The sequence below is a fragment of the Bradyrhizobium manausense genome (genome assembly GCF_018131105.1).
GTDB lineage: Bacteria > Pseudomonadota > Alphaproteobacteria > Rhizobiales > Xanthobacteraceae > Bradyrhizobium > Bradyrhizobium manausense_B.
Genome location: NZ_JAFCJI010000001.1, coordinates 3,026,409 through 3,053,114, shown reverse-complemented (window position 1 = coordinate 3,053,114; position 26,706 = coordinate 3,026,409). Strand labels below are relative to the sequence as shown.

30 protein-coding genes and 1 pseudogene are annotated in these 26,706 nt (G+C 65.1%); 17 read left to right on the top strand and 14 right to left on the bottom strand.

The genetic code is table 11. The features are described 5' to 3' along the window. Window positions 1-116: 116 nt before the first annotated feature. The 3 genes from JQ631_RS14630 to JQ631_RS14620 all read right to left on the bottom strand — a co-directional run bounded on the left by JQ631_RS14630 (window position 117) and on the right by JQ631_RS14620 (window position 3,516). Window positions 117-1,328, bottom strand: a complete 1,212-nt coding sequence (locus JQ631_RS14630) for a hypothetical protein (RefSeq protein ID WP_212327140.1) — start codon at window positions 1,326-1,328, stop codon at window positions 117-119. Window positions 1,329-1,470: 142 nt separating this feature from the next. Continuing rightward, window positions 1,471-3,102 (bottom strand): chaperonin GroEL, encoded by a 1,632-nt coding sequence (gene groL, locus JQ631_RS14625; RefSeq protein ID WP_212327139.1) that lies wholly within the window; start codon window positions 3,100-3,102, stop codon window positions 1,471-1,473. Between the two features lie 117 nt (window positions 3,103-3,219). Beyond that, window positions 3,220-3,516, bottom strand: coding sequence for a co-chaperone GroES (locus JQ631_RS14620; RefSeq protein ID WP_212327138.1), 297 nt, complete (start codon window positions 3,514-3,516; stop codon window positions 3,220-3,222). Between the two features lie 318 nt (window positions 3,517-3,834). Here JQ631_RS14620 and JQ631_RS14615 point away from each other — a divergent pair, with 318 nt between their 5' ends. Continuing rightward, on the top strand, window positions 3,835-4,356 hold the full coding sequence (locus JQ631_RS14615; protein WP_212327136.1) for a hypothetical protein: 522 nt from the start codon (window positions 3,835-3,837) through the stop codon (window positions 4,354-4,356). Between the two features lie 106 nt (window positions 4,357-4,462). Here the strand turns inward: JQ631_RS14615 and JQ631_RS14610 are convergent, their stop codons facing one another. Then, on the bottom strand, window positions 4,463-5,242 hold the full coding sequence (locus tag JQ631_RS14610; protein WP_212327134.1) for a protein phosphatase CheZ: 780 nt from the start codon (window positions 5,240-5,242) through the stop codon (window positions 4,463-4,465). A 313-nt stretch (window positions 5,243-5,555) separates the two neighbouring features. Between JQ631_RS14610 and JQ631_RS14605 the strand changes: the two genes are divergently transcribed. Both JQ631_RS14605 and JQ631_RS14600 read left to right on the top strand, forming a co-directional pair. Then, entirely contained in the window at window positions 5,556-6,371 is an 816-nt protein-coding gene (locus JQ631_RS14605) for a L,D-transpeptidase (RefSeq protein WP_212327133.1), read from the top strand. 114 nt (window positions 6,372-6,485) lie between these two features. Next, window positions 6,486-6,707, top strand: a complete 222-nt coding sequence (locus tag JQ631_RS14600) for a hypothetical protein (RefSeq protein ID WP_212327132.1) — start codon at window positions 6,486-6,488, stop codon at window positions 6,705-6,707. A gap of 129 nt (window positions 6,708-6,836) precedes the next feature. Here JQ631_RS14600 and JQ631_RS14595 read toward each other — a convergent pair whose 3' ends face one another. From JQ631_RS14595 to JQ631_RS14570, 6 genes are all read right to left on the bottom strand, one after another. Continuing rightward, entirely contained in the window at window positions 6,837-7,658 is an 822-nt protein-coding gene (locus tag JQ631_RS14595; protein ID WP_212327131.1) for a DUF2076 domain-containing protein, read from the bottom strand. 139 nt (window positions 7,659-7,797) lie between these two features. Beyond that, window positions 7,798-8,643 (bottom strand): ChbG/HpnK family deacetylase, encoded by an 846-nt coding sequence (locus tag JQ631_RS14590; RefSeq protein ID WP_212327130.1) that lies wholly within the window; start codon window positions 8,641-8,643, stop codon window positions 7,798-7,800. Further along, on the bottom strand, window positions 8,640-9,686 hold the full coding sequence (locus tag JQ631_RS14585) for a glycosyltransferase family 2 protein (RefSeq protein ID WP_212327129.1): 1,047 nt from the start codon (window positions 9,684-9,686) through the stop codon (window positions 8,640-8,642). The genes JQ631_RS14590 and JQ631_RS14585 overlap by 4 nt, the downstream gene beginning before the upstream one ends. A gap of 88 nt (window positions 9,687-9,774) precedes the next feature. Next, entirely contained in the window at window positions 9,775-10,752 is a 978-nt protein-coding gene (gene hisG / locus JQ631_RS14580; RefSeq protein ID WP_212327128.1) for an ATP phosphoribosyltransferase, read from the bottom strand. Beyond that, window positions 10,749-11,906, bottom strand: a complete 1,158-nt coding sequence (locus JQ631_RS14575; protein WP_212327127.1) for an ATP phosphoribosyltransferase regulatory subunit — start codon at window positions 11,904-11,906, stop codon at window positions 10,749-10,751. The genes hisG and JQ631_RS14575 overlap by 4 nt, the downstream gene beginning before the upstream one ends. Window positions 11,907-12,160: 254 nt before the next feature. Then, entirely contained in the window at window positions 12,161-12,379 is a 219-nt protein-coding gene (locus JQ631_RS14570; protein WP_212327125.1) for a hypothetical protein, read from the bottom strand. A 309-nt stretch (window positions 12,380-12,688) separates the two neighbouring features. On the opposite strand from JQ631_RS14570, the gene JQ631_RS14565 reads away from it, so the two are divergent. Then, window positions 12,689-13,141 (top strand): hypothetical protein, encoded by a 453-nt coding sequence (locus JQ631_RS14565; protein WP_249160288.1) that lies wholly within the window; start codon window positions 12,689-12,691, stop codon window positions 13,139-13,141. A gap of 196 nt (window positions 13,142-13,337) precedes the next feature. Beyond that, complete coding sequence (locus JQ631_RS14560; RefSeq protein WP_249160286.1) at window positions 13,338-14,156, top strand: helix-turn-helix domain-containing protein; 819 nt, start codon at window positions 13,338-13,340, stop codon at window positions 14,154-14,156. 10 nt (window positions 14,157-14,166) lie between these two features. On the opposite strand, the gene JQ631_RS14555 is transcribed toward JQ631_RS14560, so the two are convergent. Continuing rightward, the gene (locus tag JQ631_RS14555) at window positions 14,167-14,922 is read right to left on the bottom strand and encodes a 16S rRNA (uracil(1498)-N(3))-methyltransferase (protein WP_212327119.1); all 756 of its coding nucleotides are present in this window, start codon (window positions 14,920-14,922) and stop codon (window positions 14,167-14,169) included. 212 nt (window positions 14,923-15,134) lie between these two features. Between JQ631_RS14555 and JQ631_RS14550 the strand changes: the two genes are divergently transcribed. Next, window positions 15,135-15,794, top strand: coding sequence for a hypothetical protein (locus JQ631_RS14550; RefSeq protein WP_212327117.1), 660 nt, complete (start codon window positions 15,135-15,137; stop codon window positions 15,792-15,794). Further along, window positions 15,791-16,723: a 4-hydroxybenzoate octaprenyltransferase gene (ubiA, locus tag JQ631_RS14545; RefSeq protein ID WP_212327116.1), complete on the top strand. Its 933-nt coding sequence runs from the start codon at window positions 15,791-15,793 to the stop codon at window positions 16,721-16,723. Before JQ631_RS14550 ends, ubiA begins: the two co-directional genes overlap by 4 nt. A gap of 102 nt (window positions 16,724-16,825) precedes the next feature. Here the strand turns inward: ubiA and JQ631_RS14540 are convergent, their stop codons facing one another. Beyond that, entirely contained in the window at window positions 16,826-17,344 is a 519-nt protein-coding gene (locus JQ631_RS14540; RefSeq protein WP_212327115.1) for a DUF6101 family protein, read from the bottom strand. A 282-nt stretch (window positions 17,345-17,626) separates the two neighbouring features. Here JQ631_RS14540 and JQ631_RS14535 point away from each other — a divergent pair, with 282 nt between their 5' ends. The 6 genes from JQ631_RS14535 (at window position 17,627) to lpxK (ending at window position 23,180) form a co-directional block, all read left to right on the top strand. Next, the gene (locus tag JQ631_RS14535; RefSeq protein WP_212327114.1) at window positions 17,627-19,024 is read left to right on the top strand and encodes a TldD/PmbA family protein; all 1,398 of its coding nucleotides are present in this window, start codon (window positions 17,627-17,629) and stop codon (window positions 19,022-19,024) included. Continuing rightward, window positions 19,011-19,823, top strand: coding sequence for an inositol monophosphatase family protein (locus JQ631_RS14530; RefSeq protein WP_212327113.1), 813 nt, complete (start codon window positions 19,011-19,013; stop codon window positions 19,821-19,823). Before JQ631_RS14535 ends, JQ631_RS14530 begins: the two co-directional genes overlap by 14 nt. A 62-nt stretch (window positions 19,824-19,885) precedes the next feature. After that, window positions 19,886-20,128 carry a DUF4170 domain-containing protein gene (locus JQ631_RS14525; RefSeq protein ID WP_212327112.1) on the top strand — a complete coding sequence of 81 codons (243 nt, stop codon included), beginning with the start codon at window positions 19,886-19,888 and terminating at the stop codon, window positions 20,126-20,128. Beyond that, window positions 20,125-20,838 carry a lysophospholipid acyltransferase family protein gene (locus JQ631_RS14520; protein WP_212327111.1) on the top strand — a complete coding sequence of 238 codons (714 nt, stop codon included), beginning with the start codon at window positions 20,125-20,127 and terminating at the stop codon, window positions 20,836-20,838. Before JQ631_RS14525 ends, JQ631_RS14520 begins: the two co-directional genes overlap by 4 nt. After that, on the top strand, window positions 20,801-22,171 hold the full coding sequence (locus tag JQ631_RS14515; RefSeq protein ID WP_212327109.1) for a 3-deoxy-D-manno-octulosonic acid transferase: 1,371 nt from the start codon (window positions 20,801-20,803) through the stop codon (window positions 22,169-22,171). The genes JQ631_RS14520 and JQ631_RS14515 overlap by 38 nt, the downstream gene beginning before the upstream one ends. Further along, complete coding sequence (gene lpxK, locus JQ631_RS14510; RefSeq protein ID WP_212327107.1) at window positions 22,164-23,180, top strand: tetraacyldisaccharide 4'-kinase; 1,017 nt, start codon at window positions 22,164-22,166, stop codon at window positions 23,178-23,180. The genes JQ631_RS14515 and lpxK overlap by 8 nt, the downstream gene beginning before the upstream one ends. 688 nt (window positions 23,181-23,868) lie before the next feature. Here lpxK and JQ631_RS32320 read toward each other — a convergent pair. Then, window positions 23,869-24,201: pseudogene (locus JQ631_RS32320) on the bottom strand (winged helix-turn-helix domain-containing protein); the annotation flags it as partial. Between the two features lie 159 nt (window positions 24,202-24,360). Between JQ631_RS32320 and JQ631_RS14500 the strand changes: the two are divergent. Both JQ631_RS14500 and JQ631_RS14495 read left to right on the top strand, forming a co-directional pair. After that, a complete protein-coding gene (locus JQ631_RS14500) occupies window positions 24,361-24,600 on the top strand; it encodes a DUF1127 domain-containing protein (RefSeq protein ID WP_212327103.1) in 240 nt (79 codons plus the stop codon). 146 nt (window positions 24,601-24,746) lie between these two features. Next, window positions 24,747-25,046 carry a hypothetical protein gene (locus tag JQ631_RS14495; RefSeq protein WP_212327101.1) on the top strand — a complete coding sequence of 100 codons (300 nt, stop codon included), beginning with the start codon at window positions 24,747-24,749 and terminating at the stop codon, window positions 25,044-25,046. A gap of 16 nt (window positions 25,047-25,062) precedes the next feature. Here the strand turns inward: JQ631_RS14495 and JQ631_RS14490 are convergent, their stop codons facing one another. Beyond that, complete coding sequence (locus JQ631_RS14490; protein WP_212327099.1) at window positions 25,063-25,290, bottom strand: DUF2093 domain-containing protein; 228 nt, start codon at window positions 25,288-25,290, stop codon at window positions 25,063-25,065. A 182-nt stretch (window positions 25,291-25,472) separates the two neighbouring features. On the opposite strand from JQ631_RS14490, the gene JQ631_RS14485 reads away from it, so the two are divergent. Continuing rightward, window positions 25,473-26,303 (top strand): dienelactone hydrolase family protein, encoded by an 831-nt coding sequence (locus JQ631_RS14485; protein WP_212327097.1) that lies wholly within the window; start codon window positions 25,473-25,475, stop codon window positions 26,301-26,303. Window positions 26,304-26,487: 184 nt separating this feature from the next. After that, window positions 26,488-26,661, top strand: a complete 174-nt coding sequence (locus JQ631_RS14480; protein WP_212328666.1) for a hypothetical protein — start codon at window positions 26,488-26,490, stop codon at window positions 26,659-26,661. Window positions 26,662-26,706 lie beyond the last annotated feature (45 nt).

The following is a 26,706-nucleotide window of genomic DNA, read 5'->3' as shown; positions in this document are numbered from 1 at the left end:
TGCGGCACGAAGTGACGCTCCGCAGGGCCGGGATCCGGCAGTCGCGGGGAGAGATGGGCTTCGGCTCTGCATCGCGCCGCTGAAGACGCGCCGCGATGCGTCCGGGGCACGAGAGCTTACTTCCACACCGACTTGTCGGCGTCCCAGCGCTGGCCTTTCAGCTCCTTGACGAGCGCTTCGATCGAGCCGTTGTCGTCGGGCTGGTCGCCTTCCTCATCAGCCGTCGCGTCGTCCGAGACGTTGAGCTTTGCGCCGCTGCTCTCGTCGGAGGTCGTGGTCGTCGGGCTGCCGATCCAGAGCATCAGCTTGTCTGATGTCCCCGGCTTGTCGGCGGAGATAAGGCCCGAGACCTCGATCGTGTCGGTGAGCTCGAGCGCCGGAAAATCCTGGTTCGGTCGCTTGAAGACGAGCTTGAGCTTGCCGGTGGCGGGACTGAAGCTCTGCGAGACCGGCTTGGCTCCGAGCGTCTTGCTCAGGACGTTGGCCACCGTGGTGGCGAGCTTGTCGCGGTTGATCTTGTCGCCGTCGCGCCAGTCGGCGGCTCCGATGCGGATGGTGCGGTCCATCTCGGCGAGACCCGCGGTCCAGCCCGCGGCCGTGACGCCTGGCATCGCCTTGAATTTCGCGAGCAGCGCGGCCGCGCGCTCCGGATCGACCGACATGTTGATGGTCTGCTCGCCGGCGCGCAGCGCGTCGCATCCGACCGACAGACTTGCCAGCGTCACCTCGACGTCCTGGCCCTTGAGGCTCTTGAGGAAGTCGGTGGCGTTGTCCAGCTTGACCTTGACCGCGATCGCCTCCGGCGAGACTTCGGTAAAGTCCTTCGGCTGCGGCGTGATGCCGTCGTCGCTGGTCTGGTTGTCCAGAAATTCCTTCTCGCTGAGATCGGCATTGTCAGGCGAGGTCACCTCGGTCACGGCCTGGCCGATGCCGATCTGGCCGCGGAATTCGAAGGTGTCGCCAGTGGGTTTGCGCGTCAGCTTGACCGTAACAGGCGCCTTCGCGCCGATGCTTTGCGTCGTTCCGCTCAGCGTCTGGCCGGAGACCTGGAGGTTGACGACGAAGCGATCCTTGCGGTCGGAATTCTTGGCGATGGAATAGCAGACGTCGAGCACGGCCGCGGTGACCGTCTTGCCCTGCCGTGTCTCCTTCAGGATCACGTCGGCATTGCCGTCCATGAGGCCGTCGATCGAGGTGAAATAGCGGGTCTCGGTGCCGCCGGGCGCCGCGGCCTTCGGCGACAGCTTCATCTGGGCAGATACGAGCCCTGGCGAGATCACGAACAGGGCCGCCAAAAGAGCCGTCGGGCAAAACAGAAGCGCGCGCATTGACGAAATCCTCGAACCAAAGAATCGGGCGCCACCGTAGTGGGTTTTGGCCGCCGGTTGAATCGGAAAGCGGGGCTCAAGATGGGCAAAAAAGAAGGCCGCCCGGAGGCGGCCTTCGCAACACTGTAACGGAAGGAGGGGCTTAGAAGCCACCCATCCCGCCGCCGGCCGGCATGGCGGGCCCGGCTTCCTTCTTCGGCGTCTCGGCGACCATGGCCTCGGTGGTCACCAGCAGGCCAGCCACGGAGGAGGCGTCCTGGAGCGCGGTGCGCACCACCTTGGCAGGATCGATGATGCCCTTCTCGATCATGTCGACATAGTCCTCGGTCTGGGCGTCGAAGCCGAAGGTCTCGGACTTGCTCTCGAGGATCTTGCCGACGACGATCGAGCCTTCCACGCCCGCGTTCTCGGAGATCTGGCGGATCGGGGCTTCCAGCGCCTTCAGCACGATGTTGATGCCGGCCTGGACGTCGGCATTGGCGTTGGTAAGACGGCCGACCGCCTTCTTGGCGCGCAGCAGCGTCACGCCGCCGCCGGGGACGATGCCTTCCTGCACCGCGGCGCGGGTGGCGTTGAGTGCGTCCTCCACGCGGTCCTTCTTCTCCTTGACCTCGATCTCGGTCGCGCCGCCGACGCGGATCACCGCGACGCCGCCGGCGAGCTTGGCCAGGCGCTCCTGGAGCTTCTCACGGTCGTAGTCCGAGGTGGTCTCCTCGATCTGGGCCTTGATCTGGCCGACACGGGCCTCGATCTCCGGCTTCTTGCCGGCGCCCTTGACGATCGTGGTGTTCTCCTTGTCGATCACGACCTTGCCGGCGCGACCCAGCATCTTCACCGTGACGTTCTCGAGCTTCATGCCGAGGTCTTCGGAGATCAGCTGGCCGCCGGTCAGGATCGCGAGGTCTTCCAGCATGGCCTTGCGGCGATCACCGAAGCCCGGCGCCTTGACGGCGGCAACCTTGAGGCCGCCGCGCAGGCGGTTGACGACCAGTGTCGCGAGCGCCTCGCCCTCGACGTCCTCGGCGATGATGACGAGCGGCTTGCCCGACTGCACCACGGCTTCCAGCACCGGCAGCATGGCCTGCAGGCCGGACAGCTTCTTCTCGTGCAGGAGGATGTAGGCGTCCTCGAGCTCGGCGGTCATCTTCTCGGGATTGGTGACGAAGTAGGGGCTGAGATAGCCGCGGTCGAACTTCATGCCCTCGACGATGTCGACTTCGGTCTCGATCGATTTGTTCTCTTCGACGGTGATGACGCCCTCGTTGCCGACCTTCTGCATCGCCTGGGCGATCATCTTGCCGATGGCGGCATCGCCGTTGGACGAGATGGTGCCGACCTGGGCGACTTCGGAGGAGGCGGCGACCGGCTTGGCGCGCTTTTCAATGTCCTTGATGACGGCCGCAACCGCGGTGTCGATGCCGCGCTTGAGGTCCATCGGGTTCATGCCCGCGGCAACCGCCTTGGCGCCTTCGCGCACGATGGCCTGGGCCAGCACGGTCGCGGTGGTGGTGCCGTCGCCGGCGAGGTCGTTGGTCTTGGAGGCGACCTCACGCACCATCTGGGCGCCCATGTTCTCGAACTTGTCCTCGAGCTCGATCTCCTTGGCGACGGTGACGCCGTCCTTGGTGATGCGGGGCGCGCCGAACGACTTCTCGATCAGGACGTTGCGGCCCTTCGGGCCGAGCGTTACCTTGACGGCGTTGGCGAGAATGTCGACGCCGCGCAGCATGCGATCGCGCGCGTCTCCGGAAAACTTGACGTCCTTGGCAGCCATGGTCTGCAATCCCTGTTGTGTCGTGATGTGTCGTGCGTGGTGATATCAGGCGGAATGATGGATGCCCGGACCTGATGATCCGGGCATGGCATTCAGCGGCCGTTCAGGCTGATGGCCTTAGGCCAACACGCCCATGATGTCCGACTCCTTCATGATCAGGAGATCTTCGTTGTCGATCTTGACCTCGGTGCCCGACCACTTGCCGAACAGCACGCGGTCGCCGACCTTGAGGTCGATCGGGGTCAGCTTGCCAGCCTCGTCGCGGCCGCCGGGGCCGACGGCGACGACTTCGCCCTGGGACGGCTTTTCCTTGGCGCTGTCGGGGATGATGATGCCGCCCTTGGACTTTTCCTCGGCGTCGATACGTTTGACCACGACACGGTCATGCAGCGGACGAAATTTGGACTTAGCCATGACGTTTCCCTTTGGAGGCTCGCTGTCCCGAAAGCAGCGGATGTGGGTGGGGGCGGGGCTTCCGTCCACCCTCTTTCCGAGGATCGAACGACGCCCTTAGCAATCGGTCTTTTCGAGTGCTAATAGTGCGCAGGGGATATGGCTTGGCTGCGATGCTGTCAAGCAAAGGTGGTTAAGCGATTGGTGAGGCGGATATAGGATGGTGGCAATAGAAACTCGTTCGGGGCGCAGGCGTATATTAAGACGTCATTGCTCTGGCAGTGGTTTTGCGCTTGGCTGCGGGAGGGATGCGGCCATGGTCTTGTTCGGGGGAATGCCATGATCAGTTCAGCTCACGCGCGCACGGTTGCCAATTGGGCCGTGGCCTCTTGCCTGGCGCTACTGCTGGGCGCCTGCGGCGGCGGCATGAGCCTGCCGTCCTTCTCGTCGTCCCAGCCGGCGCCCGAGGCCGAACCCGGTGTCGCGCCCGAAATGCCGGCCTCGATCCGTGCCGACGAGATCGTCGGCCGCTGGGGCCTCGCCTCGTTCCAGAACCCGGCCGACCGCGCCCGCACCGAGGCGGCCGCGCGGGCGCAGTGCAAAAATCCCTACGTGATCGGCGCCGGTTCCTCCGGCGGCGTGGTCATGCATCTCGCCGACCAGGCCACGCCGCAGGAACTGCGGCTGAAGGGCTCGCCGGGCGGCAAGAACTATATCGGCCCCTCCGGCCCGACGCCGGGCGAGCAGGACCGCGAGATCGTCTCCTTCGACGGCCGCGTCATGATCACCCGCTTCGTCGACAAGGACGCCGCCACCCGCTACGGCAACATGGTCTACGTCCGCTGCGGCCCAAGGGCGTGATCGGGGTGCCGGCCTAACGATTCGTCGCATTGCTCCTCGCAATGACGGCAAAAACAAAAAACGCCGGCTCTCGCCGGCGTTTTCTATGTCGGTCTGCCGTATTCGCTTAGTCGAACAGCGCGTCGATGTCGTCCTGCGAGGCGTGGCCGACGTCGCCGGCGAGCTTCGGGCCGTTGAGGAGCTTGTCGTCATCGCTGCGGGTGTCGACCTGAGCAGGCGCGTGGGACTTGATCGCGTCCACGCCGCCCCAGATGTCCATCATCGAATTGATGTGCTGCTCGATGAACTTCATCGTGGTCATGACCTTGCTGATGCGCTGGCCGGTCAGGTCCTGGAAGTTGCAGGCTTCGAAGATCGAGATGACGCGTTCCTGGATGTCGTCGGCGAGGCGCTGCTGCTGGTCGGCCGAGTCGACCTTGGAGAGGGCGGAAGCCGCCTGGTCGATCGATTCGGCGGCTTCGAGAATTTGCTGGGTCGCCTGTTCGGTGCCGCCGACCACCGCGCCGAGCTCGCCATTGACCTTGGCCATCTCGCCGCCGTCGAAGCTCTTGCCGTGCAGGGTCGCGATTTCGCGCTTGGTGCGGTCGATGGCGTCATGGATGAGGTCGAGCTCGACCTTCAGCTTCTCGCACTGCTCGATCTGGGCCCGATAGGTATCGAGCATCGTGCGGGCGTCGGAAAGCTCTTGGGCAGTGGAGGCGTCGATCGCGGCCATGGCTGCGCTGCCGGACAGGGGCACGCTGCTCTTCGCCATCTGTGCGCGGATCGCGCGCAGCTCCGCCATGATTTCACTATGCATCGGGCCGGCCTCTTCAGTCACGTCTAGAACTGGCATCTCGCCACCGGCGATATCCTCGACACGAAAACGCTTGCGGTGAACAGCCATCAGGAACTCCCCCCACCTCATTCACGCGCCTTTGTAGACAGAGCCGATTTAACACGAGGTTCACAGCAGGAACTGTTGCGCGGTCGCGCGCGACGCCGCGCAAACGCACGATTAACCATGAGCCTTCGCCCTTCATCGAAAATAAACGCTGATCGCCAAATTGCCGCGTCATTCGCGACGTGGTGAATCGAAACGCCCGCTCCGTTTACCAAACGAAACGGAGTTTGCTCTTTATTGACCACGTCGAGGACGCGGATCCAGCCAACGCGTTCGGCGGCGAATGCAACAAGACGAAACAGTACAGAGTACGTCGATGTTCAAGAAAATGTCTGTCGCGCTGCTCGGCAGCGCATGCGCCTTCATTGTCGGCGCTGATCGCGCGAGCGCCTTCGACAATACCGTGCCGAACGATCCGCCCGCGGTGCTCTACCAGCCGCGCGGCGCCCCGGCGCCGGTGCGCGTCGCCTCCAATGCCAACATGGGCGGCGGCTTCATCGAGTTTCTGTTCGGTGACGGACCCGGCCGCGGTCCGGCCTATGCGCCGCAGCAGTCGATCTATCAGCAGCAGCCCGCCTACAACGATCCGCGCCGTCTGCCGCCGATGGGCGATCCGCAGATGCAGAATGGTTATCAGCAAGGCGCAAGCTATCAGCAGGAGGCGATCGATCCGCGGCAGCGCCCGTTCGACCCGAAATTCGAGAAACAACTCGTTGATTATAGCGGCAAGGAAAGTGCCGGCACGATCGTCGTCGATTCCAGCAACAAGTTCCTCTATCTCGTCGAGGGCAACGGCCGCGCGATGCGCTACGGCATCGGCGTCGGACGCGAAGGCTTCACCTGGACCGGCGTGAAGTCGATCACCGCCAAGCGCGAATGGCCGGATTGGACGCCGCCGGCGGAAATGATCGCCCGCCGGCCTGACTTGCCGCGGCATATGGAGGGCGGCCCGGAAAACCCCCTCGGTGCGCGCGCGATGTATCTGGGCTCCACGCTCTACCGCATCCACGGCTCCAACGAGCCCTGGACCATCGGCACCAACGTCTCCTCCGGCTGCATCCGCATGCGCAACGAGGACGTCATCGACCTCTACGGCCGCGTCAATGTCGGCACCAAGGTCGTGGTGATGTGAGAGCCGTCGGCATCGTTGGATGCCGGGGATGTGAGCAATCGTGAAGGAGCGGCGGACTGGTACGGCAAGGGCCGAAGCCTATTTGCGCATGGCAACTCAACAGGAGCAATTGCGATGCGTGCGATCTTGGCCTTGGGTATCCTTGTCGCCCTGACCGCCTCGGCGAGTGCCGGGACGGCACATCATAAGCGGCATGCTGCGCCTGCCACACGAACTTTCGCCCCCCAACTCACGCCGCGTGCCGCTGCGGGGTTTGCCTACGTTCCCTACGCGGCCCCGTATTCGGCGCCGGTCGGATACACCGATCCCTACCAGGCCCAGCACTGGGGCGGCTGACCTCACGAGCGCATGATCCGGACACGTGTGAAGCGGTCTTCCGAAACGATCACGCTGGCGCTGTAGAGCCCTTCGAAACAAGAACGGCCGCCCGATGGGCGGCCGTTCTGTTTTCGGGAGGCTCCCGCCTCACGCGTAATCGCTGCCGCCGTCGTCTCCGCCACCGGAATCGCTGTCGTCGGCCATGTCCATATTGCCGTTGTCGTAGTTGTCGTCGTTCTGATCGTCGTTATCGCGATCGTTCGAAGCCTGGTCGAAGAAGCCCTGACGGGAGTCCCGGTTCGATCCGATGTCATTCAGACCGGCATCGCGGGCGAGCGAGCTGCCGGACTGGTCGCCACTCCAGGGGCTGCCACCGCCACCGCGCTCCTCGATGATCGTGGTGTCGCCAAAAGCCTGATGCGATCCGCCGCCCATCATGCCGCGGATGCTGGAGAGCAGCAGCGAGCCGCCGACGACACCGGCCGCGGCCGCGGCCGCCGTGCCCAGGAACGAGCCGCCACCACCGACCGGCGGCGCCCCAGATGCTTGTCCGTAACCCTGGCCTTGCCCGTAAGCCTGACCATAAGGCGGCTGGCCATAGCCCGGCTGGGCCTGCTGCATCGCCTGGCCGCTGTTCCAGACCGGCCGCTGCTCACGCGGCGGCACGTTCGGAACCGAGCCGCGCGATGGGCCTCCGCCGAACAGCGTGTCGCGCATGGTATCGAGGAAGCCGCCGGATTGCGGCTGCTCGGGTGCATGGGCCGCTTCCAGCTCCTGGATGCGGTTATGGGCACGCTTGAGCGCCTCGTCCTGCAACAGCGTGGTCTGCACCAGCGCATAGACGGCGCCCGGGGCCTTGCGAAGCCCATCTGAAATTGCCGCGATCGCGTCGGGATCGCGCGGTGCATTTTCCAGTTTCGAAAGCCGGTCGAAAAGCTCGTCGACGAGCTGGCGTTCCTGCGGCGTCATGGTGTGTCTCCCTCGCGCAAAACAAGCGCAAGCGGGATGTAGGGTTCCATTGTGGCCCCAACAGTGGCGGCCGCATTAAATTTCGGTATGCGACAGACTGTTCCCAAGGGTCGGCTTCCGGGGCTGGCGCCCGCCGGCTTCATCCCAATGTCACGTTGCTGGCCGCGAGCAGCTGCACAAAGGCGTCGCTGGCGAGATAGCCATGCTCGCGCTCCCTGACATCCGTCATCGGGTCGAGGCCGGCGAGGACCTCGTCGACGAAACCGGGATGGCACATCACAAGGCCCCCCTCGGGCAGGCCTTCGAGGAATTGCCGCATCAGCTCGCCGAAATCGGCCGCGCGCGTGAAATCATAGGCGCCGGCAAACGCGGGATTGAACGAAAGACCGGCGCGCCCCGCCTGGCGGCGGAATTGTGCGCTGAGGATATCGAGCACCATCGCTTTCGGAGAAGCCAGCCGCTGGGCCAGCGGCAGGTCGCGTCCGCCCTGGCGCACCCAGGCCTTCGGCGTGATCTCGCTGACTGCATCGACAAAGCCGTCGCGCACTTGCGGAAACAGCTGCACATGCTGATGGCCGTCGACAAAGTCGGGCGCCCGGCCGAAGGCTTCCGCGAAAGCTGCGAGCTGCGCTCTGACCTCGTTGCGGAAGAATTCGCGGTCGAGCCGCCGCATCAACCCGGCGCGCAGCAGCTTTGGAAAGGCCATGAACATGTCGCCGTCGAGCGGACGGAAATGCATGGTGAGGGGCCGGAACGGCGCCGACAGCGTCACATGCAACCCGATCGCGCAGCGCGGACTGGTCCTGGCCGCGGCCTGAAGCGCCTCGATCTCGCCGCGCTCGATCGCGGGGCCGACCATCATGACAGACGTCGCGTTGAGACGGCCGCGTTCGATCAGGTCGCGGATGGCGCGGTTGACGCCCGGGCTGATGCCGTAATCGTCGGCGCAGAGCCAGATCCGGCGCGGCGCTGCCGCCGCGCTCATTCGGCCGCAGTCCTGTTCGATGCGTCGCCGGCCGCGTCGGCGTCAAAATGCTTTTCGCTGTGCTCGGCGACGAAGTAGATCGGCCGCGCCTTCAGCTCGGAGAGGATCTTGCCGATATATTCGCCGACGATCCCGATCATGATGAGCTGCACGCCGCCGATCGTCATCAGGCCGACCACGAGCGAGGGATAGCCCGGCACCTGCTTGCCGGTCGTGAACACCTCCCACAGGATGGAGAGGCCGAACAGGAAAGCGACGCCGGCGAGGATGACGCCGAGCAGGCTGGCAAAGCGCAGCGGTGCGACCGAAAACGAGGTCACACCTTCGATCGACAGGCCCAGCAGCCGCGCGGCGCTGAAGGTCGTCACGCCATGGACGCGCGGCGCGGGCTCGTAGTCGACGCGGATCTGGCGAAAGCCGATCCAGCTTGCGAGCCCCTTGAAGAAGCGGTTGCGCTCCGGCAGCTGCCTGAGCGCCTTAACCGCGCGGGGCGACAGCAGGCGGAAGTCGCCGGCATCCTCCGGAATCTTCTGGCGCGCGCCCCAATTGATCAGCGAGTAGAAGCCGTGCACGGCGACGCGGCGCAGGAACGGCTCGTTGTCGCGGTGCGCCTTGGCGGTATAGACGACGTCATAGTCGTCCTCGATCCAGTGCCGCACCAGCTGTTCGACGAGCGCGGGCGGATGCTGGCCGTCGCCGTCCATGAACATCACTGCGCCGAGCCGGGCATGGTCGAGGCCGGCCATCAGCGCCGCCTCCTTGCCGAAGTTGCGCGAAAGAGACACCACCTGGACGTCGACCGCGTCGGCCGGCAGCGAGCGCGCAACCGACAGCGTCGCGTCGGCGCTGCCGTCGTCGACATAGACGACTTCGCAGGCGAGTCGATAACGCTGCCGCAAGGTCCTGGCGAGATCGCAGATGCGCTGGTGCAGGGAGGCCAGGCCCGCCGCTTCGTTATAGACGGGGACGACGATCGACAGCCCCTTCGCAGCAGCATTCGCCGCGGTGGTGGTCAGGCCGGAAACGTCAGAGCCCAGCGTCATCGATCAAGGTTCCAGAGGTCGGTCAAGGTCATCTCAACAGCATATGGTAGCTGCCGTTTGCTGTCGCTACGCTGAACGAACCTGAGGCTCACCGCCTCAGGAAAGCCTCGAGCTTGGCGAACAGCGGGTTCTCCCGGTCGAACACGTAGTCGAGCGAGACCACCGAGACGGTCTCGGCGCCATGCTGGCGCAGGAAGCTCGCCAGTGCATAGAGCTGCCCTGGCGGGCAGTGCAGCGTCAGCATGCCTGACGAGGTCGGCCCGCCGAATGGGGCTTCGACCCCGAACCGGCTGTGGGCTTCGCCGAGCAGGGCGGCATCGCATTGCAGGAAGCGGGTCCGCACCTCGCGGTATTTGTTGGCCCGCGCGCGTGCCGCGATGTGGTCGAGGATGACGCGCGCGGTCTCGAGGGCCTGCGGCGTCCAGTCGGCGTGCCGCGAGGCGACCAGATTGGCCTGACTGCGCAGCATCACGCCGTCGTCGAGCACCCGTAAGCCGTTGGCGGCGAGCGTCGCGCCTGTGGTGGTGATGTCGACGATCAGCTCGGCGCTGCCGGCCGCCGGTGCGCCTTCGGTCGCGCCCGTGCTCTCGACGATGCGGTAATCCGTAATGCCGTGGGTCTGGAAGAAGCTGCGGGTGAGGTTCACGAACTTGGTCGCGACCCGCATCCGCATGTGATGCTGCTCGCGGAAGCCGGTGGTGACGTCGTCGAGATCCGCCATGGTGCGGACGTCGATCCAGGCTTGCGGCACGGCGACGACGACGTCGGCATAGCCGAAGCCGAGCCCGTCGATCAGGGACACGTGCTTGTCGGCGTCGGCGATGGTCTCGCGTACCAGATCCTCTCCGGTGACTCCGAAATGCGCGGAGCCGCGGGACAGCTGTGAGGCAATCTCGCTCGCCGAGAGATAGGCGACCTCGACATTGTCGAGACCCGCAAGCGTGCCGCGATAGTCGCGGGCGCCGCCGGCCTTCGACAGCTTGAGCCCGGCGCGGGCGAAGAAGCCTTCCGCGTTTTCCTGAAGGCGGCCCTTGGAGGGAACGGCCAGTACGAATGGCGCGCTCATGACTTAAGCTCCACCTTGCGCCCGATCCGGGTCAGCGCGTCCACCCAGACCGAGAAGCCGACAGCCGGGATCGGTGCCGGCGATCCGAGCTGGGTCATCAGTCCATCATAGCGGCCGCCGGCCACCAGCGGCTCGGCGCCGTTACCAGGATGATGCAGCTCGAACTCAAAGCCTGTGTAGTAATCGAGGCCGCGCCCGAACGCAGTGGAGAAGCGGGTCTGCTTCACGTCGATGCCGCGTGCGGCCATGAAGCCGACCCGGCTCTCGAGCTGGTCAATCGCGCCGGCGAGATCGAGCTTTGCGTCAGCGGCGAGAGCACGCAGTGCGGCGACGGCATCGTCGGGATTGCCCGATATCAACAGGAAGCGCTTGAGCACGGCGATCGCCTCGCGCGGCAGCGCGCCGCCCTTCAGCGTCGATTGCTCGAGGAAGCGGTCGGCGATCTCGGCGGTGGTACGGCCGCCGACATTGGTGGTGCCGGCGATCGACATCAGATCGGTGACGAAGGCCAGTGCCGCCTTGCGGTCGGAGCCAGCGAGCGCCGCCAGCACGCCCTCATATTCGCTGCGGGTCGCGGTGGTCTCGGCGGCCAGCCGCTCCAGGTCCTGCTCCAGGCTGATCTTGCGGTTGAAATCCTTGATCAGGCGGCGGCGCCAGACCGGGTAGAGGTTGAGGGCGTCGAGCAGCGCATTGAACAGTGCCACGTCGCCGGTGCGGATTTCGACGTCGTGCACGCCGAAGGCGGCGGTCGCCTCCAGCGCCAGCGCCAGGGTCTCGGCATCAGCGGCGGCGCCGTCCTGGCGTCCGAACGATTCGATCCCGGCCTGGAGGAATTCGCTGGCCTGGCCGCTGCGGTAGCGGAACACGGGGCCCAGATAGCTGAACCCGGCTGGCTGGCCGGCGCGGCCGGAGGCGAGGTAATCGCGCGCCACCGGGATCGTCAGGTCGGGGCGCAGGCAAAGCTCATCACCGGACAGATCCGTCGTCAGATAGAGGCTTTTGCGGATGTCCTCGCCGGAGAGGTCGAGGAACGGCTCGGCCGGTTGCAGGATGGCGGGCTCGGCCCGGAGATAGCCGGCCTGCGCAAACGACAGCAGCAGCGTATCCGCCCAGGCGGCGGAGCCGGCAGCATTTGAGGTGGCAGTCGCGGTCATCTCGGGGGTCCATCATCCCGGCAGAACCGGGCAGGCAAGGGGGAGGCCAAAGCGAAGGCACAGGAATTGGCGCAGCCCTTAGCATGGCCGCAAAACGGTTTCGACCTCCAAAGGATCAATCGCTTAACGACTTTAGAGCCGTCCGGGCGGCCTGCCCGGGTCCGCTTTGAAACGGCCGAAGCTGCCCGAGGGACGGCGCGGTCCAAACGTGATCGCCGAGGTAAGGGTAATTTAATACCGGAAACGCTTCCCGCTCATTCAATGCGGTCGGGGACGTCTCTGCACTCTTCCACAGTTGATGCTTCGGCCGCGGCAAGTCCTGCGGCGTTCGATGCGGCATCCTCGGCGAGCCGCTCCGCGAGTTCCAGAATTCGCCGCCGCTTGTGCGCGTCGGTGATGCCGAGAAATGCCTTGATGAGGCGCAAGTCCTCGCGTCGGCGCATGTCGGATTCAAAGTCGTCGTTCATGGCCATTCGCTTCCGCCCGACTGCCGGCTGAATGGAGCTGGCATCATCGGCACCGTTGAATGCTGGCGCGAACCGCCATCGATCCGACAGTCAGCCGCGCTGCCGATCGCGAAATGCGTCCCGACGGAGCCCCCTGCATCTGCAACGTCACAATGAGAGATTGAGGACACTTGGCAAGTTGTCACATACTCAATTTGGGTATGCCGGACGATACGTTCGCTGCTGCCTTCGTTTACAAGATGAATGTTGGTTTCCGATTCCATGCGCAATGCTTCAGATATTATCCGGACGGTCTCGCGACATACGCTGGCGTATATGCTGTTTTCGATCAGCGAGATGTTCCGGAATTACGACGAATTCGATCCGATGGACCTTCTGATCGTCCATGCGATTCTCAATGCGAATGTCATCAACGTCATGAACGATCCGTCGTTGGACGAGAAGTTTTCCAGCATTCACACGGTCGAGCCGGATACGATCAAGCAGGGCGTGTCCCGCGCTGCACTCTCTCGCTTTCTGAGCCTGCCGCTCGAGACGGTTCGCCGTCGCGTGGCGGGATTGAAGCGGCGGAAGATTCTCGCCGAGACCAAGGCCGGGCTGATCGTGACCGAGCAGAACGCATTCAGGTTCGGCAACAATCACGAACTGCAGAAGACGAACATGCTGCTGCTCACGAAGCTGCTTCGCGATCTCAAGCGCGCCGGCATCAACGGGCCGGATGATCTGCGGGCTCCCGAGGGCACTGCATCGACCAGGAAGGCGACGTAAGCGGCAGGACATGGATCAGAGCCATCTCAACATTGCCGGCGACGGAACGCAAAATAGAGCGGCGGAATTGTCCTTCCAGGGGCTCAAGCCATCCTCGGCGCTCGAGCTCCAGGCGTATGACATCGATCATTTCGGCGACAGTGAGCGATATGCCGGCGCGTCCAGCATGCCGTTGTCTCCAGGCTCGACTGCGATCATGCGCGCGCGGCTCAGCCTGCCGAACCTGAGCCTGTCTCTGGTGAAGACCTTCCCGCGGATCATCAGCGGTTACCAGCTGGCCCATGCCGTCGCCGTGGTGGTGCCGATGGACCATGTGACCTCGACCTGCATCAATGGGCAGTCGATCGGCAGTTCCATCGTCGTGCTGAAGGGCGCTTCGGATTGCCTGGTCTATGAGCCGGTGGGCCGGTTGATCGGTGTCGTGTACTTCACCTCGCCCGCGCGCGAGCCCTGGTCTCAACTTGATGACGGCCATCATCTGCTGACCGTGCCACCGGACGTGCTCGCCTCCTTGCGTCGCCTGATATCGGCAACGCTTGAAACCGCCGCGAATGATCCGGACTTCCTCAACGAGCCGACTTCGAAGGAGGTTGTCGAGCAATCCCTGCTCAGCGCGATGGACAACGCCATTCGTTCCAGCGTGAGCAGCAAATCGGTGCACGCCACCACGGAGAGCTACCTCCGGATCGTCGCCGACATGGAAAGATTGATTCGGCACGATCTCACGGTCTGGCACAAGACGACCGAACTGGCGGAGCGCGTGGGCGTGTCGGTTCGCACGCTCCAGAGTGCGACGAAGGCCATCTGCGGCATGAGCCCGCATCGCTATAGCCGGGTCTTGCGCCTCTGGTCGGTGCGCAAGCAGCTGCGCGCCGGTTCAGGACGGCGCAGCGTGAAGGCCTGCGCCATCGCGCATGGCTTCTGGCATTTGAGCGAGTTCGCGGCGAGTTACCGGGCGGCGTTCGGAGAGCTGCCGTCCGAGACCCTGCATCGATCGCTGCGCGAGCACAGCTAGTGGCTGCGATCTAACCGCTCGCGCCGCCCCAGTCGCCCAATACCGCCTGGACAAGCGCCAGCGCCGCGACCGCGGCCGTGTCGGCCCGCATGATCCGCGGACCCAGGGCGAGCCGCAGGATTTTCGGCTGCCGCAGCAGCAGGGCGCGCTCCTCCTCGGCAAAACCGCCTTCGGGGCCGATCAGCACGTCGATGCCGCGGCCGGCCTCGTGGGCATCTCGCAGGCTTTGAACGGGGCTTTGGACCTCCGCCGCCTCATCGCAGAAGATCAGCAGGCGGTCGGCCGGGCGCTGGCTGAGGTAGCGGTCGAGCGGCACCGGTTCGGTTACGGCGGCAATGCTCAAAATGCCGCATTGCTCGGCGGCCTCGACCACGTTGGCGCGCATCCGCTCGGTGTTGACCCGGGAGGCCTGCGTGAACCGGGTCAGGACCGGTTGAAGCGAGGCAGCGCCCATCTCGATCGCCTTCTGGACCATGTAGTCGAGCCGGGCATGTTTGAGCGGGGCGAAGACATAAGCGAGGTCGGGCAGGCGGTCCTGCGGGCGGACCTGCTGCAGGACGACGAGATTATCGGGCCGCTTGCGGCCTTCGATCGCGGCCTGCCACTCGCCCTCGCGGCCGTTGAAGGCCAAAACCTCGGCGCCGGCGGACAGCCGCAGCACATTGCCGAGATAGTTGCTCTGGTCGCGGTCGAGCGGGATCCTGGCGTCCTGGGCCAGGGCGGCGTCGACGTACAGGCGTGGGGCACGGAAATCGTGAGAGGGCATCGGTCAATAGTCCAATTTGCCGCCGTTCTTAACCGAAACCAGCCATTTCGGGGTAAATATTGCCAGATTGCTGCGTCCGCACGCCGCGCTCTTGCCCTATTCGACGGGTTGTTAAGGCCCGGCGGGAATCGTAAAATCGCGAGCACGCTGGTTGCGCTTCAATTGGGAAGACGCCGAAGCCCCCGTAAGCTCCTGCCGGAGAAACTATCTTGATGATCCGTCGTTTGATGGTTCCGATCACTGCCGCCATGGTCACGATGGGTGCCGCGGGCGCTTTCGCCCAGGGGTTCCCGGCGCCGTTGCCGGGCCAGGGCGCAAGCGATCCCGCATTTCCGCCCGTGAACGGCCGCGCGCCGGTCGCCTCCGTCGGCACCGCGCCACAGGCCTCATTCCCGGTTAACGGAGCGGCTCCCATCGGCGGCGCCGGTGCTTTCAGCGCGGCACCGCCGACGCAAGCCGGTCCGGGTGAAGATTGCATGAAGGCGTTCGTTCCGCTCCGTGAGGAAGCCGAGAAGCGCGGCAAGTTGATCAAGGCCGCGAGCGACCGTCATGCCCCGCCTGACGAGGCCTGCAAGTTGATCAGGAACTTCGGCCAGGCCGAGCTCAAGATGATCAAGTACATCGAGACACACGCCGCCAAATGCGGCATCCCGCCGAACGTCGCCGATCAGATGAAGACCGGTCACAAGAACACCGAGACGATGCAGACGAAGGTCTGCAACGTCGCGCAGCAGATGGCGAACCAGCCGCGCGGTCCGGCCGGTCCGTCGCTGAGCGAAGTGGTGGGATCGGGTTCGGCGCCGGAAGCCAATGCCGGCAAGAAGGGCGGCAGCACCTTCGACACGCTTAACGGCAACGTCCTCACCCGATGAGCGACACATCCGCCCGCGTTGCCGATTCCACCGGCAACTGGGTCGATACGCTCGCGCCGCAATGGGCGCGGCCGTATCTGCGTCTGTCCCGCTTCGATCGTCCGATCGGCTCCTGGCTTCTCCTGATGCCGTGCTGGTGGTCGGCCGCGCTCGCCGCCGGCATGGCGCATGATGTCCGCCGCCTGCCGCTCGTCATCGTGCTGTTCTTCATCGGCGCCTTCGTGATGCGCGGCGCCGGCTGCACCTGGAACGACATCACCGACCGCGACCTCGACGACAAGGTCGAGCGCACCCGCTCGCGGCCGCTGCCGTCGGGGCAGGTGACAACGAAGCAGGCGCTGGCCTTCATGGTTGCGCAGGCCCTGATCGGGCTCGTGGTGCTCTTGCAGTTCAACCGCTTCGCGATTGCGACCGGCATTGCCTCGCTGCTGATCGTCGCGATCTATCCCTTCATGAAGCGCATCACCTGGTGGCCGCAGATCGTGCTCGGGCTCGCCTTCTCCTGGGGTGCGCTGATGGGCTTTGCCGTCACCTTCGGACGCATCGACGTCACAGCGCTGGTGCTCTATGCCGGCGCGATCTCCTGGGTGATCGGCTATGACACCATCTACGCGCATCAGGACTCCGAGGACGATGCGCTGATCGGCATCAAGTCCACCGCGCGCCTGTTCGGCGCCCATACGCACCAGGCGCTGATCCTGTTCTACGGATTGTCGGTGGTGCTGATCGGCGTCGCGCTGGCCTCGGGCGATGCGCGCTGGCCGGCGTGGATCGGGCTTGGCGCCTTTGCCGTACATCTGGGTTCGCAGATCATGCGGCTGAGGATCGACAATCCCGAGCTGTGCAAGAACTTGTTCTATTCGAACAAGTATGCAGGTGCGCTGCTGTTTGCGGGATTGCTGACGGATGCGGTGATGCGGGCTGCGTAATTCGTAGGGTGGGTTCGCGAGGCGTAGCCCACCAACTCCTATCCGCGTGGAAAGCAAAGAGGTGGGTTACGCCTTCGGCCAACCCACCCTGCGCATCTTGCCCTAGTGCCTGGCGATGATCTCGCGTTCTTCGCGATGAACCGGCAGTTCGCGCGTCATGGCGGTGCGGCGGCGCATCAGGAACTTCGGACGGCGGGCACGAATTGCATTGGCGCGGCGGCGGCGCGGTGCCGACTTGCGGGCACCCTCGTCGAGTTGCGGCAACGCAAAGAGCTCACTCCAGATCGCCCAGGCCTCGGCGAGATCGTCGCCATCGGCACTGACCAGCAGCGGAACGGACAATGAGGGATCGCGATGCACCAGCACGAGGGTCTGCGCCTCGTCATTGCCGCGCAGCGCGACGCCGGTGAAGTCGCTGACGCGTACGTTGATCGCCATCTGCATGCCGCGGACGGCACGGCGCAGCACGACACGCTCGCGATGAAGCTCGATTTGCCTGGTGTAGCCGTCGGCGCGCGGATCATGCGCATCGAAGCGGACCGGAAGGGAAAGAGGGTCGAGCCGCAAGCTGCGGCTCGACCCAGCGAGGTTGGCCCCGCATGTTGCTGTTTGACGCCTCACGGCTTTCGTTCTCCCCGCCGGGATTATGTTCCCGGTCGATGCGAGGACCTTAGCGCGGGCGCTTCCGAAACCGCTTAAAAAGGCTGGTTAATCCAGCGTCACCGCCCGCCATGATTGACAAGACCTTGGCGCGCATGATTGACGAGACGTTGCGCTGATCTCGCGAATCTGAGCCTTTTGCGGGCTGATAATGCTTGAAGTCCGCACCATTTGGGCACATCTGGTGTTCAGGGCCTAAGGTCGCCCCGAAACCTCCCGCGCGCCCCCAACAGGATTTCGTTCGTGAACTCTTCACCATCCGCAAGCTCGACGCTTTCGTCCAAAGCCAACCGCGACCTGTTCGATCAGTCCGCGCTCTCGGATCTCGCGCAGCGTCTGGTCGAGGCGGCGAAGCGCGCGGGCGCCGATGCGGCCGATGCGGTCGCGGTGCGCGGCATCTCGCAAGGCGTCGAGGTGCGGGACGGCCGCGTCGAGGAATCCGAGCGCTCAGAGGGCGATGATGTCGGCCTGCGCGTGCTGGTCGGCCGGCGTCAGGCGGTGGTCTCGACCAACGACACGAGCGGCGATGCCGTCACCAAGCTTGCCGAGCGCGCGGTCGCGATGGCGCGCGTGGCGCCCGACGATAAATATGTCGGTCTCGCCGATCCCGCGCTGCTCGCGCGCGACTTCCCCGATCTTGATCTGCTCGATCCAAACGTGCCAGCGACATCAGAGCTCGAGCGCCGGGCGCTTGAAGCGGAAGCCGCCGCGCTTGCCGTGAAGGGCGTGAGCAAATCCGGCGGCGCTTCGGCCTCATCCGGCATGGGCGGCATGGTGCTCGTCACCTCTACCGGCTTCCACGGCTCTTACCTGCGCTCCAGCCAGGGCATCTCGGCGACCGCGATAGCTGGCGAAGGCACCAGCATGGAGCGCGATTACGACTTCACCTCGGCGCCGCATGGTGCCGATCTGTTGTCGCCTGAGATTGTCGGCCGCTCCGCCGGCGAGCGCACCGTGGCGCGTTACAATCCACGCAAGGTCGAGACCTGCAAGGTGCCGGTCGTGTTCGATCCGCGCGTCGCCGGCTCGCTGGTCGGCCATGTCGTCGGCGCCATCAACGGTGCGTCGATCGCGCGCAAGACCAGCTTCCTCAAGGACAAGCTCGGCCAGCAGCTGTTCGCGAAAAACATCCGCATCATCGACGATCCGCTGCGCAAGCGCGGCCTGCGCTCGCAGACATTCGACGCCGAGGGCGTTGCGGTGAAGAAGACCGCGCTGATCGACGAGGGCGTGCTGACGACCTGGCTGCTCGACTGCGCCACCGCGCGCGAGCTCGGCCTCACCACCACGGGCCACGCCCATCGCGGCGTGTCGTCTTCGCCCTCGCCGGGTCCCTACAATCTGCATCTCGAGCCGGGCACGCCGACACCGGCCGAACTGATCGCCGACATCAAGCAGGGTTTTTACGTCACTGATCTGATCGGCTCCGGCGTCAACGGCGTCACCGGCGATTACAGCCGCGGTGCCTCCGGCTTCTGGATCGAGAATGGCGAGCTCACCTATCCCGTCAGCGAGGTGACGATCGCGGGCCACCTGTTCGAGATCTTCAAGTCGATGCAGCCGGCCAACAATCTCGAGTTCCGCTACGGCATCAATGCGCCGACGGTGCGTATCGAGGGACTGACGCTTGGCGGACGCTGACTGGCTCGACGCAAACGTTCTGACGCGCGAGGCAGCGCTGCTGCACGACACGGTGCGGGAAGCGGGCCGGCTTGCACAATCGATGTTCCGCACCGAGCTGAAGACGTGGATCAAGGGCGCGTCCTCGCCGGTCTCGGAAGCCGACATCGCCGTGAACGACCTGCTCGAAGCGCGCCTGCGCGGCGCCACGCCGGATTATGGCTGGCTGTCGGAGGAAAGCGCCGACGATTCCTCGCGGCTGTCGCGGCGCCTGACCTGGGTGGTCGATCCCATCGACGGCACCCGCAATTATCTCAACGGCCATGACGAATGGTGCGTCAGCGTCGCGCTGGTCGAGGATGCTTCGCCCGTGCTCGCCGCCGTGTTCGCGCCTGTCAGCAACGAGTTCTTTTTCGCCGTCCGCGGCCAGGGCACGATCCTCAACGGCCAACCGGTCCGCGCGACCGAGGGTACGGCGCTTGACTTCTCCCGCGTGGCCGGCCCCAAGCCGATGATCGAGCGGCTCAACGCATCGGGCGGCGAGATCAAGCTGCATCCGCGAATCGGTTCGCTGGCGTTGCGGCTCTGCCGGGTCGCCAATGGCACGCTGGATGCGGCTTTTGCGGGTGGCAATAGCCATGATTGGGACCTTGCGGCGGCCGATTTGATCGTGCAGGAAGCGGATGGTAGGATGACCGACCTCTCCGGAGATCCCATCCTCTATAATCGTCGGGAAGTGACGCACGGGGTGCTGGTGGCAGCGGGACGCGATCGTCATGCGAGCATTGTCGCGCATTTTCGAGATCGTCCCTTGCCCTGAAGCGCCTGTCGGCGTGCTTGCCGACAACTGCTTTGCCGGGCAGCCTCTTAGGAACAGAACCCATGTCAGATAGTGCCCCGCAACAACTGCTGCACCTCGTCATCGGCGGTGAGCTGCTCGACCTCGAGCACAACACCTTCAAGAACCTCGACGACGTCGAGATCGTGGGCCTCTATCCGAACTATGCGTCCGCCCACGCCGCCTGGCGCGCCAAGGCCCAGAGCACGGTCGACAACGCGCAGATGCGCTATTTCATCGTCCACCTGCATCGCCTGCTCGACCCGAATCAAGAACCGGCGCGTTGAAAAAACTGCTTCGCAATACGCTGCGGAGCAGCTGGTTTCAGCGTGCCGTCGGGGTCCTGGCGGCCGAATATCTGCGTCTGGTCTGGCGGACCAACAAATTCACGTTCGATCCGGGCAACGTCTATGACATCGTCGAACCGCAGATTCCGGCGATCTTCGCGTTCTGGCACGGCCAGCACTTCCTCACCCCGTTCATCAAGAACAAGGAATCCTACCGGGCCAAGGTCCTGATCTCCCGTCATCGCGACGGCGAGTTCAACGCGATCGCGGTGGAGCGGCTCGGCATCGGCCTCATCCGCGGGTCCGGCGATCACGGCAGCGCTTTCCACCGCAAAGGTGGTGTGGGCGCCTTCAAGGAGATGGTGCGAACGCTCCAGGACGGTTGTAATGTCGCGCTGACCGCCGATGTCCCCAAGCGCGCGCGCGTGGCCGGGCTCGGCATCATCATGCTGGCACGGGAATCGGGGCGGCCGATCATGCCTTTCGCGATGGCGACCAGTCGCTTCATCCGGCTCAAGAACTGGGACCGCACCACCATCAACCTGCCGTTCGGGCGGGGCGCTCTGGTCGGTATCAAGGAAATCCATGTGCCGCCGGATGCCGATGCCGCCATGATGGAAACGCTGCGGCAGGAGCTGGAAGACACGCTGAACGAAGCCACCCGTCGCGCCTATGTGCAGCTCGGCCGCCCGGGGCCCCAAGATGGCTAAAACGCTGGCCGGTTCGCTGCCCCATGCGCTGCCCAAGTCCTTGCCGATGACGCTGCGGATGTATCGGCGCCTGGCCACCAGTCTGGTGCCGCTCGCGCCTGCGCTGATCAAGCGGCGGCTGAAGCAGGGCAAGGAAGATCCCGACCGCGTGAGTGAGCGGCGCGGCCTGTCCCAGGACGTGCGCCCGCACGGACCGCTGGTGTGGATCCACGGCGCCAGCGTCGGTGAGGTGCTGGCCGCGGCGGCGCTGATCGAGCGGATGCGCGATCTCAATCTGCGCATCCTGCTCACCTCGGGCACGGTGACGTCGGCTGCGGTCGTGGCAAAGCGCTTTCCGCCAGACGTCATCCATCAATACGTGCCGTATGATTCTCCGCGTTACGTCGCGCGCTTCCTCGATCACTGGAAGCCGTCGCTGGCGCTGTTCATCGAATCCGACCTCTGGCCGAACCTGATCCTGGCGGGTGCTGCGCGCCGGGTGCCGATGGTGCTGATCAACGGGCGGATGTCGCCGCGCTCGTTTCCGCGCTGGCGGCGCATGCACGGCACCATCTCGGCGCTGCTGTCGCGCTTCGACATCTGCCTGGCGCAATCGAATACCGATGCCGAACGCTTCTCCGCGCTCGGCAGCCGCGATGTCGTCACCACCGGCAATCTCAAGCTCGACGTTCCGGCGCCGCCGGCCGATCCCGCCAAGCTCGAACGGCTGATGACGATGACGCGCGGGCGTCCGATCATCGTCGCGGCCTCGACCCATCCGGGCGAGGACGAGATGCTGGTCGCCGCGCATCGCAGCCTGGCCGGCATCTTCCCGCAACTGCTGACCGTGATCGTGCCGCGCCATCCGGACCGCGGCTCCTCGATCGCAGGCCTTGTCACCGCATCAGGCCTGAAGCCCGCATTGCGCTCGCGCGATGAGCCGTTTTTGGCCACCACCGATATCTACGTCGCCGACACCATGGGTGAACTCGGCCTGTTCTACCGCCTCTCGCCCATCGTGTTCATGGGCGGATCGCTGATCCGCCATGGCGGACAGAATCCGATCGAGGCGATCAAGCTCGGCGCGGCCATCGTTCACGGTCCGCACGTCTTCAACTTTGCCGACGTCTATCAGGCGCTCGACGGCAGCGGCGGAGCGCGCCAGGCCGACACGCAGGACGCGCTGACGAAGCAGCTCGGCCTATTGCTGGCCGAGCCCACCGTACGCGACAAGATGCATCGCGCAGGTTCCGGCGTGGTCGAGGAGCTCGGCGGCGCGCTCGATCGCACCATGACCGCACTCGAGCCGTATCTGATGCAGTTGCGGATCGAGATGGGAGCCGCCAATGCGTGAGCCGGCCTTCTGGTACCGGCCGCGTTCCCCGAAGTCGCATCTCCTCAGCCCGTTGGGCGCGCTCTACGGCGCCATCACCGCACGCCGCATGGCGCGCAAGGGGTTCGACGCCGGCATCCCCGTGCTCTGCGTCGGCAACTACCATGTCGGCGGCGCCGGCAAGACGCCGACCGTGCTGGCGTTGACCAAACTCCTGCGCGACCTCGGCGAGACGCCGGTGGTGCTCAGCCGCGGCTATGGCGGGCGCTTGCACGGCCCTGTCATGGTCGATCGCGAACGCCACACCGCCGCCGACGTCGGCGACGAGCCGCTGATGATGGTGCGCGACGTTCCGGTTGCCGTGGCGCGCGACCGCCTCGACGGCGTCGCGCTGGCGAAGTCGCAAGGCGCCACCGTCATCCTGATGGACGACGGTTTCCAGAATCCCAAGCTGCTGAAGGATGCCTCGCTGATCGTGATCGACAGCGAGCGCGGCCTCGGCAACGGCCGTGTGTTTCCGGCAGGTCCGCTGCGTGCGCCGCTGAGGGCGCAGCTCGCGCGCACCGATGCGCTGGTGCTGATCGGCGATGGCCATGCCGCCGACGGCGTCGCGGGGGACATTTCCGCGCGCGGCAAGCCGGTGCTGCGGGCGCGGTTGCGGCCCGACGCGGCCGCGGTCGCGCAGCTGTTCGGCAAACCCGTCCTTGCGTTTGCCGGCATCGGCGATCCCGGGCGATTCTTCAGGACATTGCGCGCGAGCGGCATCGAGGTCGCACGCACGCGTCCCTTCGCCGATCACCACATGTTCTCGCGCGATGAACTCGCCGCGCTCGCAGCCGATGCGCAGCGCGAGCAGCTCATCCTGGTGACGACGGAGAAGGACCTCGCGCGCCTGCGCGGCGCCGAGGGGGCGCCCGACGGCATCGTGCCTTTTGCCGTCCAGCTCGACTTCGATGATCCGGCCAGGCTCAGGCAATTGATCTGCGACCATCTCTACGAGGCCCGCGAGCGCCGCTTCGGCGCGCGCTGATCTCGCCGCAGACGATGGTCTCGCATCAGCTGATGTAAGCCTTGACGCCGGTCATATTCAGCGAGCGGCGACACTGTTCGATGGCTTCTTCGTAGTGACGGAGATGCAGGTGCGCAACGCAGAGAATCCGCGCGGCGATATTGTCCTGCAGGGCGGCCAGATTTGTGCCGTCGCCGTCGAACCAGTCTGACCAGACGTCGCGGGCGTTCTGAAGATCGGTCAGTGATACGTTGACCCGCACCTGATCTCCATTGCGCCTGACCGCGCCTTGCACGGCCCAGCGGATGCCGAGACGCGTTCGCAACTGTTCAAGCGCGATCGCTCCGTTCCTGTCGGCAGGCACGGTCTCGTGGCCAACGACGAAAGTGGACGGCGTTCGCGCGAGATGAGCCGCCAAATTCCTCGTGATGAATTCGGCAAGAGGATCCTGTTTCGGATCGCTGTCGAGGCTGGCGAACGGCAGCACCACGAGAGAGAGACGAAGCGCGATCTCGGGCGGCACTGTGGGTTGCGATTCGTTTGTTTGAGCTTCCCGAACGACGTCGGTGCGGACCCCGGTTTGGACGGTGCCGTAGCCGATGAGGCCGCAGGCAAGTGCGACGACAACGGCTGACGTCAGCGTCCTGCCTGCTGACGTCATCCGATCTCTGGCGTAACCCCGGCCGTCGAATCGCGGGGCATCTGGTGCCGCTGCGACGCCCGGGCGGCGATCCTCGTCTCGGACCGCGCCCACGAAACGAAAGCCCTTTCGCGGAAACGTCCTGACCAGACGTTGTTGCTCGCCGGAATCGCCGATCGCACGTCGGACGGCGTTCACGCGGGTCGTCAGGGCTGCGTCCGATATGATTCGGCCGTTCCAGATCGCGTCGACGAGGTCGTCCTTGCTGACGACGTGATCCCTGTTGCGGATCAAATATGTGAGCAGATCGAAAACCTGTGGCGTCGTCGGCACGACATCGGACTTGCGGCGTAGTTCACGCCGGTCGGTATCCAACGCACAGTCCTCGAAGAAACAGCGCATGGCACCATTCCCCAGGCTTGCCCTCAGTTCAGCGTGTCGCGCATCGGTTGCACGACGAAGAGTAAGCCTTCGATAAGGAAAATGTAAGCCGAATATCAAGTGCGCCCAAGCCTGATGTGGCAACGTCGTGTCGGTGGATCAGTCAGCGGAGCTGTCGCGATGAGCACGACCTATGACACGATCGGATTGCCCCGGACCTCGGTCTCGATCAAACCCGCCGGAGTCTTCGGGAGATTTCGGGATGCGTTGCTGGAACGACTCCTGCGCCAAAAGGTGCACGCGATCTTGTCCGGCCTCAGTGACCATGAATTGCGCGATATCGGGACCACGCGCGGCGAGATCGACTATGTGGCGTACCACCGGGATGTCGATCCGCGTGGCAGCCTGTTCGTTGAATAGGTACTGAACCTGTCGTCGGTATATGTCTTCGGCAAAGGCGGCATCGGTGGGAACAGCCTGTGCTGTGCCGACCCTGCGCCAGTTCGCTATTCAGCCGACATTCATCGCAAAGCTTCTATCGCTCTCATGCGATCCTGGAGACTGCGATGAAACTGCCTCTCGCGGCCATTGCCGCCAGCCTTGCGTATCTGATTGTTGCGCCGGTGTTTGCCCAGACGTCGCCGGCTCCAGGCGCCGCGGAGCCGGTTCCCGCGACCAAGCGCGTGGCTTGCCTCGCGAGCACGCAGAGCCTGAAGGGACAGGACAAGCGCGACCAGCTGCAGCTCTGCCTGGCGCAGGCGCGGGTTGATTGCCTGAAGCAGGCGATCGATCAGAAGATGGTCGGAGAAGCGCGAAGGAGCGCGATCAAGACATGCGTGGGCACCGATGGTCCCGCGCAGCAATAGCCGCGCGGGCGAGGCCTCACGATTGCGGCTTCGGCGCGTTGGGAAAATGCCGCTGCAGCACGGCGGCGGGCGTGGCGTAGGCTTCCTGCAGGTCCACGCTCCAGTATTTCAGCTCGTCGAGCGGGATCCGCGTGTCTGTGATGGCGCAGCGCACGAACGTCCCCGGCGAGATCACGCGGAAATCGCCGTCGAGATATTGCACTTGCGCTTCGCCATTGCCCGAGGGGCCGAACTTGTTCAGCACGGTCGAAAGTCTCCGTGGAAGGCCGCTCCGTAGCAGAACGTGGAGGGCACGATGTGTTGGATTGGATATAGCATAGATGGGGTGGCTTGTCCGCCCGTTAAACCCACCGGTTTGTGATGTTTTGCCGCCATTTGCGCATGATAGTGCTTGAAGCCGTGCGGCACCTCCTGCGACAGAATCCGATGCGCCTTCGATTGACCGCCCTGTTCCTGATGCTGCTGCAGTCGGCCGCACACGCCGCAGCGGCGCCCGCACCTGCGGAGGTCGACATTCCGCTGTCCTCCGGCGTGCTGCACGCGCAGCTTTTCAAGCCCGAAGGGGCAGGGCCGTTTCCGACCGTGATCGCGCTGCACGGCTGCGGCGGTCTTGGCGGCCATTCCGATCCCGTGCTGCCGCGCTATCGCGACTGGGCCGAGCGCCTGCTCAAATCGGGCAGTGCCGTGCTCTGGCCCGACAGCTACGGCTCGCGCGAGCTCGGCCCGCAATGCCGCGTCAAGGAGATGCACGTCAAGGCGCGGCGCGAACGCGTCATCGACATCGCGGCTTCGCGCGCCTGGTTGATGAAGCAGAGCTGGGTGGCGCGCGACCGTGTCAGCCTGATCGGCTGGGCCAACGGCGCCAGCGCGCTGCTCTGGGCGGTGCGTCCGCAAGGCTTCGCGCGCGATGCGGGGCCGGACTTCCGCGCCGCGGTCGCGTTCTATCCGGATTGCCGGATCTCCGCCGGCCTCGGCTGGAGCACGCGGGTGCCGACGCTGGTGCTGATCGGCGGCAACGACGACGTCTCGTCGCCGCCGGCCTGCCGCCAGATGGTGGACGGGGCGCACGGCCGCAGCGCGCTTGCGCGCATCGTGGTCTATCCCGGCGCCTATCACGATTTCGACCGCGCCAATACGCCGGTGCATTCTGCTTCCGCCAGCGCCGACGCCGCCGTCCCGGAGCACGGCCATCTCGGCACCGATTCCGAAGCGCGCGCGGAGGCGCAGAGGGACGTCGCGGAGTGGCTGGCGCGTTAGCGCGCGGACGTGTCGCGCCGTAGCTCTGCAGGAAGCGAAGGCGGAAGCGGGGCCGCCCGAGGAACAAGGAGAGGCGGACAGCCCCGCATCGACCACCGCCCTGCACGGAACGAAATGGCCGACCGGGAATCTACGGGTCGTGCCTCAAGCCGGTTTCAGCGAACGAAAGTGCCTTAGTTCGACCATGATGTCGGCTAAACGCATTGCCATGCGCAACCGCATCGTCATGTTCACCTCCGCACTGGCGGTCTTCACCGTCGCGGTGTTCCTGTTCGAAGCCCACGCCGGCTCGCCCATGAGCGCGCCGGACCATTGCGGCTTCTGGACCACGATCGACGCGGGATTGTCCTGCCGCTGACGCGGACCAATCCATCACCGTCGCCACATGTCGTGAGAAGTCGTT